General features: G+C 28.4%; 2 protein-coding genes. Both read left to right on the forward strand.

Annotated features, from left to right (window positions below; genetic code table 11):
- Window positions 1-174 precede the first annotated feature (174 nt).
- Window positions 175-462, forward strand: a complete 288-nt coding sequence (locus tag HG1285_RS00200) for a transposase (protein ID WP_008289731.1) — start codon at window positions 175-177, stop codon at window positions 460-462.
- An 11-nt stretch (window positions 463-473) separates the two neighbouring features.
- The coding region (locus tag HG1285_RS00195) for an IS3 family transposase (protein WP_232219548.1) at window positions 474-1051 on the forward strand (578 nt) is incomplete at its 3' end.

Below are 1051 nucleotides of genomic sequence, written 5' to 3' on the forward strand. Positions count from 1 at the left end.
AGTTCCTACAAATGATGGAGGATTATCTCTTGGACAAATTGCATATCTAAATTTAAACTATACCAACCTGATTTGCGTATTATAAAAATTTGTTATATAAAAAAACTCCCACTTAAAAACTGAAGTGGTTATACTATATGGTACAAAGACTCAATAAACAGGAGGAAACAAAAAATGCCAAGAGGAGGAAAAAGAACAAAGATACCAGAAACAACTAAAAAAACAGCTGTAGAGTTAGTTGTAAACGCAGGTAAATCTATATCTGAAGTATCAAAAGAGTTAGGTTTAAATTACAAAACCCTCTGCAATTGGGTTAGACAATACAAAGAAGAAAACAACCTAATCAAAAAAGACCCAGCAGAAGAAGAAATAAAACAACTGAAAAAACAATTAGCTCAGCTACAACTTGAAAACGAAATTTTAAAAAAAGCCATGGCATTCTTTGCGAAAGAAACACTGTAAAATATGAATTTATCTATAACAACAAAGATAAATTTCCAATCACATCAATGTGTAAAGTATTAAAAGTATCAAGAAATGCCTATTACAACTATTTAAAGAAAAAAGACAAAATATCCTGTGAGGACATTTTATTAGAAAGTTTAATAAAAGAAATATTTTTTTCATCAAGACAAACATACGGAAGTAGACGAATAAAAGCAGTATTAGAAAAAGAATATAACAAACAAGTTTCAAGAAGAAGAATAACCAAAATAATGAGATTAAACAATTTAACACCAAAAACAAAAGGGAGTAAAAAACAAAAAACCACAATAACAAAAAGTACAGATAAATATGCAGATAATTTAATAAACAGAGAATTTAAAGCACAAAGACCAAATGAGAAATACACATCAGACATAACATACTTTAAAGTAGCAAACAAATATATGTATTTTTATGCAGCATTAGATGTATACTCAAGGAAAATAACATCATCAAATTTATCTGATAGTTTAGAAGCAAAAGAGGCAGTTAAAATACTTAATCAGCTAAAAGAAAATAGAGGGGATTTAAGGGAGTGTATATTTCACAGTGATAGAGGGACACA

The sequence above is a fragment of the Hydrogenivirga sp. 128-5-R1-1 genome, from assembly GCF_000171895.1.